Source organism: Streptomyces palmae, assembly GCF_004684805.1.
In the GTDB taxonomy this organism is placed as follows: domain Bacteria; phylum Actinomycetota; class Actinomycetes; order Streptomycetales; family Streptomycetaceae; genus Streptomyces; species Streptomyces palmae.
In genome coordinates this window covers 1-5453 of sequence record NZ_SRID01000432.1, presented here as the reverse complement: position 1 = coordinate 5453, position 5453 = coordinate 1, and the positions used below count along the sequence as shown (strand labels likewise).

Genomic DNA, 5453 nt, shown 5'->3' with positions numbered 1-5453 from the left:
GGCACGCGGCAGCCGGGCCGCGGCCAGCCGCGCGTACCGGGCGTCGTCGTTGCCGGTGTCGCGCTCCGCCCACCGGTAGGTCACCAGGTCCACGGGCTCCGCGGCGGCCAGGAACGCCAGGGGGGTGAACCCCATCCCCTCCATCGCCTGGCCGGTGGCCTCCAGCCCATGGCCGCCGAACCAGCCGAAGAGCTTCTGCGCGCCGTGCGCGAACAGCACTCCGCCCGCGCCCATGCGCAGGGCGAGCAGTCCCAGGTCCTTGCGGTACGTCATCGACATGGCCGGTCCGTTCCGATGTGCGGGTGGGGGTCCGCAACCAGTCTGTGCGGCACCGCACCACCCCACCGCCCACGGAGCGCCGAACGGATGACGGCCGACCGCCGCGACGGCCACCGCCCTGACCACATGGCCGGCCCCGCACCAGCCGAGGAACGGCCGGACGAGCGACACGTCCGCCACCTGGGCCCGCCCGCCCCGAAAGCCACCGCCCGGTCTCATCGGCCCCGGCCACCGCCCGGCCTCGTAGGCCCCGCTTTCACGGCCGATGCGCGGCCGCCCGGCCCTCCGTGTTCCGCGGGTGTGCCGCGGATGTGCCGCAAGGGACGGAAACGCCAACGCGCCCCGGCCGCTCATCTCGGCCAGGGCGCGAATATCTGCTGGTCAGAGCCTTGAAGGCGGTCCAACCGAGTGGGTCATCAGGGGCTCGAACCCTGAACCAATGGATTAAAAGTCCACTGCTCTGCCAATTGAGCTAATGACCCCGCACACCGCAGCATAGCCCGGCGGGCGGCAAAGGCCCGAGCCAATACCCTCCCCGCGCCGCGCGGGGGCCGAAGCACCGCCCAACTGGACGGTGTCCGACCGGACTTGCCATCGGTACGCGAAGGCCCGTACGACACGGTGATGTCGTACGGGCCGTGGTGCGCGCCCCGCCGAACGGCGGGGCGGTGATCAGTGATCAGCCGTTGCGCTTCCAGCGCGGCTTGTCGGCGCGCCGGTCGAAGGAGCGGCCGCCGGCGGCACCGCCGCGGTGGTCGTCCCGCCGGGCCGGACGCTCGTCGCGGCGCTCCCGGTGGAACGACGGGCGGTCGTCGCGGCGGTCGCGGTTGAACGGACGGTCCCCGCCCCGGTGGTTGTGCTCCCGGCGCTCGAACGGGCGGCCGGAGCGGTCGTCGCGGCGGTCACGGTTGAAGCCGCCCCGCTCGTCGCGGTTGAAGCCACCGCGCTCGTCCCGGTTGAAGCCGCCGCGCTCGCCGTCGCGGTTGAAGCCGCCGCGGTCGTCCCGACGGTCCCGGTCGCGGTCCCGGAAGCTGGGACGCTCGCGGTCGTCGCGGCGGTCCCGGCCGAAGCCACGGTCACGGTCGCGGTCCCGGTCCCGGAAGGACGGGCGCTCGTAGGAGCGTCCGCCGCCGAAGCCGCCGCGCTCGCCGTCGCGGTTGAAGCCGCCGCGGTCGTCCCGACGGTCCCGGTCGCGGTCCCGGAAGGAGGGACGCTCGCGGTCGTCCCGACGGTCCCGGCCGAAGCCACGGTCGCGGTCCCGGTCCCGGAAGGACGGGCGCTCGCGGTCCCGGAAGGACGGACGGTCATCCCGGCGGTCCCGGCGCTCGAAGTTGCCCCGCTCGTCGCGGCGCTCGTGGCCACCGGTACGGCGCGGCGCCTCGTCGGCAGCCAGCGTCTCGACCTCCGGGGCACCGGCCTGCTCGGGCAGCACCGGGCTCTCGGCCGGGGCGGCCTCGGCGGTGGCAGCGCCCTCCGCCTCCACGCCGGCCGCCTGCGGCTCCTCGCCGCGCTCACGGGCGGCCCGGGCCGCCAGCCGGTCGGCCTCCTCGCGCAGCTCGGTCGCGCGCCGCTGCACCTTCTCCAGCTCACGGGTGAGGTGCTGCACCTCACGCTCGGCCTGCTTCGCCGAGTTCGCCGCCGACTCCGCCTGCACCTCGGTGAGCGAACGGGCGCCGGTGATACGGGCCACGTCCTCGTCGAACGCGCCGGCCCCGCCGACGATGTGGCGCGAGGCGTCCACGCCCGCGTCCTCCATCAGCCGGAAGATCTGGCGGCGCTGGTGCGGCAGGGCCAGCGAGACCACGGTGCCGCTCTGCCCGGCCCGGGCGGTACGGCCCGAACGGTGCAGGTAGTCCTTGTGGTCCCCGGCCGGGTCCACGTTCAGCACCAGGTCGATGCCGTCCACGTGGATACCGCGCGCGGCGACGTCGGTGGCGACGAGCACGTTCACGTACCCGTCCTTGAAGTCGGCCAGGGTGCGGGTGCGCGCGCCCTGGGTCATGCCGCCGTGCAGCGCGTCGGCGCGGACACCCGCGTCCCGCAGCTGCTCGGCCACCCGGTCCGCGCCCAGCTGGGTGCGGACGAAGATGATGGTGCGGCCCTTGCGCGCCGCGATGGCCGCGGTGACCGGGGCCTTGTCCTTCGGCTTCACCACCAGGACGTGGTGGGTCATGGTCGAGACCGCGCCGGCCGAGGGGTCCACCTCGTGGGTGACCGGGTTCACCAGGTAGCGCTTGACCAGGGTGTCGATCTCGTTCTCCAGCGTGGCGGAGAACAGCAGCCGCTGGCCGCCCTGCGGCACCAGGTCGAGGATCTCGGTGACCTCGGGCAGGAAGCCCATGTCGGCCATCTGGTCGGCCTCGTCGAGTACGGCGACCTGCACCTGGTCCAGCGAGGCGGCGCCGCGGTCGATGATGTCCCGCAGTCGGCCCGGGGTGGCCACCAGGATGTCGACGCCGCGCTCCAGGGCGTAGATCTGGTTGCCCATCGACGTACCGCCGCAGACGACCTTGAGCTTGAGGCCCAGCACGTCGCCGTACGGCTGGAGCGCGTCGCTCACCTGCATGGCCAGCTCACGGGTGGGGGTGAGGATCAGGCCGCGCGGACGCTTCTTCTCGGTGTGGCCGCCGGCCAGCGTGGTCAGCAGCGGCAGACCGAAGGAGAGGGTCTTGCCGGAGCCGGTACGGCCGCGGCCCAGGATGTCCTTGCCGGCCAGCGCGTCCGGGATGGTCGCGGCCTGGATCGGGAAGGGCGTGGTCACCCCGTTCTGCGCCAGCTTGCGCACGATCTGCTCGGGCAGCCCGAGGTCGGCGAAGGTCATCTGCGGCTCTTCCTCGGCCGCGGCGACCTGCTCGACCTCGGCGGCCTCGACGGCGTCAGCAGCGGTCTCGACGGCCTCCTCGGCGATCTCGACGGCCTCGGCGGCGTCGGTGGCGTCGGTGGCCTCGACGATCTGAGCCTCGGCGGGCAGCGCGGAGTGGTCAGTGGAAACAGACATGCGAAATGCGAAACCTTCCGGAGTTTCGGCACGCGCCCAGCTCCGTGTCATTTCGCAAACGACCGCCTCAATGCGGTCAGCCACGGCAAGGTAAGGAACGCGCCACACGGCGCGCTTCGGTTGGGGCGCCGGGCAAATGGGATCAAACGATCTACCACCATACGCACCCGCACCGCCAGAAAGCAAATTCGCTCCCGAGGGGGCTTCCCGACCAGGGAAGCGACCCCCGGCCCCCGCCCCGTACCTCTCGCCAGGCCACGGGCCCGCCCGGGAGCTACGCCGCGCTGCTCCCCGCGCCCCCGCTCTCGGTGCCGCCTCCGGGATCCGCCGGGCCGGGCTCCGGCTCGGTCGGCGCCGGCTCACTGGGCCCCGGCTCCGGGGTGCTCGGCGCCGTCGCGGTGGGGCGGGGCGCCGGCGTGGGCGCGCCCGTCGCCGGGGCGCCGGGTCCCCGCCCCGGCGAGTCGTGCGGCTTGCCGCTCTCCGGCCTGGGACGGGAGGAGGGCGACGCGGAGGCGGAGGCCGACGGCGAGGCGGAGTGGTCCTCCTTCTTCTCGCGCTTGTCGCGCTCCCCCTCCTTCCCGTCCCGTCGCGGTGCCTCGTCACCCGGGGCCGCGGGCCGCCCCGGCGGCACCACTCCGCCGGCCGGCTCGGCCTCCCGGCCGTGATGCCGGTCACCGCCCCGGTCATCCGGTCGTCCGCGATCGTGCGCCACGCTCATGCAGCCGCCCAGTGCGAGCGCGGCAGCCGCTATGGCGGCGATCCGCACCGCGACACGGCCGGGACAGCCCCCGGTACGCGCCGCGACACGGCGGGGGCGCCCCCCAGGACGCACCGCGGCACACGGAACGGGGGCGGGGACTTTGTCGGCGGGGCTTTCGGGCACGGCGGGCCACCTCTCAGGCCGGCGGGGTTCGGGCGCCCTGCCCAACTGCCCGCGCCCCGCCCAGGACACGCGCCCCCGGCAGCCACCGCCGCACCGGCCCCACCCGTCCGGGTGCTCCCATCGACCGACTCCACGGGACAGGGCAGGGCAGGCCCGCCGACTCAGCCGTATCCGAGGTCGTGCAGCCGCTGGTCGTCGATACCGAAGTGGTGGGCGATCTCGTGCACCACGGTCACCTCGGTCTCGGCGACCACGTCCTCCCGGGTCTCGCACATCCGCAGCGTCGGCCCGCGGTAGATCGTGATCCGATCCGGCAGCACCCCGGCGTACCACTCCCCCCGCTCGGTCAGCGGGGTGCCTTCGTACAGGCCCAGCAGCTCGCGCTCCTCCCCTGGCGGCTCCTCCTCGACGAACACCGCCACGTTGTCCATCAACCGGGTCAGTTCCGGGGGGATCCGGTCCAGCGCCTCGGCGACCAGTTCCTCGAACTCCTCGCGCTCCATCTCCAGCACCCGGCCATTGTCGCCAGAGCGGGAGCGAGGGCGCAGCGCCCCGCGCACGACCTGCCCGACGACCTCGCCGTAAACCGTTTTGGCGAACCTCCCCGGCATCCCATATGCTTCTCACGTCCCCGACGGCGCCGGAAGGCGCAACAGGTGGGCCATCAGCCCTCATCGTCTAGTGGCCCAGGACGCCGCCCTTTCAAGGCGGTAGCACGGGTTCGAATCCCGTTGGGGGCACGCACCACCATGTGCGAGACTAGTGCTCGCACGAGCAAGGTCCTGTGGAGCAGTTTGGAGTGCTCGCCACCCTGTCAAGGTGGAGGCCGCGGGTTCAAATCCCGTCAGGACCGCTGCAGCCGAAAGGCTGCGTCCCCAAGCTCTTCGGAGCAGCGGGGCAGCCCATGGCTGGGTAGCTCAGTTGGTACGAGCGTCCGCCTGAAAAGCGGAAGGTCGCCGGTTCGACCCCGGCCCCAGCCACACCGGCCCGAACAGGGCAGAGCCCCCGACGAGATCTCTCGCCGGGGGCTTCTTCGTACCCCGACGCGAGGCCCGTCCCCGCTGTCCTGCAACTTTCCGACTCACATAACAGGACCACGCGCGCTCCAGGGCCAGGCCCCGGCCGCCCGGACGCACCCGCACGACGCCACCTCCGACATCCGCTTCGGCGCCGCCCCCGGCAGCGAAGCGGAATCGCCCCCCGACACCGACGCGCGGAATCCACCGCCCCGACACGCCCAAGCGGTGCCGTCCGGTACCCGCCGAGAGCGCCTCCCCCGCACACCCCCAACCC

The 5453-nt window shown here is 73.5% G+C and carries 3 protein-coding genes and 4 tRNA genes; 3 read left to right on the top strand and 4 right to left on the bottom strand.

The window, feature by feature from the left end; all coding sequences use genetic code 11:
• The 4 genes from E4099_RS28530 to E4099_RS28515 form a co-directional block, all read right to left on the bottom strand.
• A partial coding sequence (locus E4099_RS28530; protein ID WP_135342008.1) for a DoxX family protein occupies positions 1 to 279 on the bottom strand: 279 nt, incomplete at its 3' end.
• Positions 280 to 688: 409 nt separating this feature from the next.
• Positions 689 to 761, bottom strand: a tRNA-Lys gene (locus E4099_RS28525).
• A gap of 197 nt (positions 762 to 958) precedes the next feature.
• Entirely contained in the window at positions 959 to 3277 is a 2319-nt protein-coding gene (locus E4099_RS28520; protein ID WP_135342007.1) for a DEAD/DEAH box helicase, read from the bottom strand.
• Positions 3278 to 4321: 1044 nt separating this feature from the next.
• Complete coding sequence (locus E4099_RS28515) at positions 4322 to 4672, bottom strand: metallopeptidase family protein (protein WP_209446780.1); 351 nt, start codon at positions 4670 to 4672, stop codon at positions 4322 to 4324.
• A 155-nt stretch (positions 4673 to 4827) separates the two neighbouring features.
• On the opposite strand from E4099_RS28515, the gene E4099_RS28510 reads away from it, so the two are divergent.
• The 3 genes from E4099_RS28510 to E4099_RS28500 all read left to right on the top strand — a co-directional run bounded on the left by E4099_RS28510 (position 4828) and on the right by E4099_RS28500 (position 5140).
• Positions 4828 to 4900, top strand: a tRNA-Glu gene (locus E4099_RS28510).
• 38 nt (positions 4901 to 4938) lie between these two features.
• A tRNA-Asp gene (locus E4099_RS28505) sits at positions 4939 to 5013 on the top strand.
• Positions 5014 to 5066: 53 nt separating this feature from the next.
• A tRNA-Phe gene (locus E4099_RS28500) sits at positions 5067 to 5140 on the top strand.
• The last annotated feature ends 313 nt before the right edge of the window (positions 5141 to 5453 follow it).

Excerpts from the sequence above, each read along its gene's own strand:
- E4099_RS28520 (WP_135342007.1), bottom strand. The coding sequence starts at position 3,277 with ATGTCTGTTTCCACTGACCACTCCGCGCTGCCCGCCGAGGCTCAGATC.